Annotated in this window: 1 protein-coding gene; it reads right to left on the reverse strand. The window is 57.6% G+C overall.

The window, feature by feature from the left end; all coding sequences use genetic code 11:
* Nucleotides 1-136: 136 nt before the first annotated feature.
* Complete coding sequence (locus AC097N_RS21230; protein WP_479584056.1) at nt 137-1,111, reverse strand: IS5 family transposase; 975 nt, start codon at nt 1,109-1,111, stop codon at nt 137-139.
* Between the last annotated feature and the right edge of the window lie 51 nt (nt 1,112-1,162).

Below are 1,162 nucleotides of genomic sequence, written 5' to 3' on the forward strand. Positions count from 1 at the left end.
GGCTACGCTGAACAAGTGCCGTCAAAACGCCAGCCGAGGCTGATGACAGTGCGATTTCTTGAAAACGAAGCGTCAATCGCCCTATTTTGTGGCCCCTGGGGCCTGTTGTCAGGGCCTTTCGGCCAGTATTTCGTCCTCATGGACGCACCTGTGCCATCAGCCTTTCTCGGCTGAGGTAGATGTTGGCCAGCGCCAGCGCAGTGAAGGCACGCGTGGCATTCTTTTTCAGCCCGAGGTAGCGCACCTTGCCAAATCCCCACAAGCGCTTGACCACGCCAAACACATGCTCCACCCGCGCCCGAATGCGGGACTTGTTGCGGTTCTTGCCGCGGGTTTCTTCATTGATGACTCCATTGCGTCGACTGCGCTGGTTGGTGAAGTCTTTGGCCTTGGCTGCTTTGCTGTGGATCAGATCCTTCTGGCTGGCATAGGCTGAGTCACCGTACACGCGCTGCTCATTGCCATGCAGCAGATCGGGCAATGGGTGTTTGTCATGCACGTTGGCGGCTGTGACCACGGCGCTGTGCGCCAGGCCACTTTGGCTGTCCACGCCGATGTGCAGCTTCATGCCAAAGTACCACTGCTGGCCCTTGCGGGTTTGATGCATCTCGGGGTCACGCGCCCTGTCTGCATTCTTGGTGGAACTGGGCGCGCTAATGATGGTGGCGTCCACGATGGTGCCGGTGTTGACCTTAAAGCCGCGCTCTTGCAACTCCTTTCCAACCTGAGCAAACAGGGCCTCACCCAATTTGTTGTCATTGAGTAGTTTGCGAAACTTGAGCAAGGTGGTGGCATCGGGCACGGGCTCGCGCCCCAGATCAATTCCGACAAAGCGGCGCAGACTGGCGCTGTCGTACAGCGCCTCCTCACAGGCCAAATCCGCCAGGTTGAACCAGTGCTGGATGAAATGGATGCGCAGCATGCGTTCCAGACCAATGGGTGGACGTCCGTTGCCGGCCTTGGGATAGTACGGTTCAATGACTTCACACAAGGCCAACCAGGGCACGATCAATTCCATCGTCTTCAAGAACTCATCGCGCCGCGTGGGCTTGCGGTACTGCTCGTATCCTGAGCCTTGATCGGCGGCCATCGCCAAGGTTTGTTGTTTCATTGACATGTAACGTTTCACCCTCGGGTGGCGTGGACCTTAATCAGCATTGCC

It is taken from the genome of Rhodoferax sp. LS1R11, assembly GCF_056521395.1.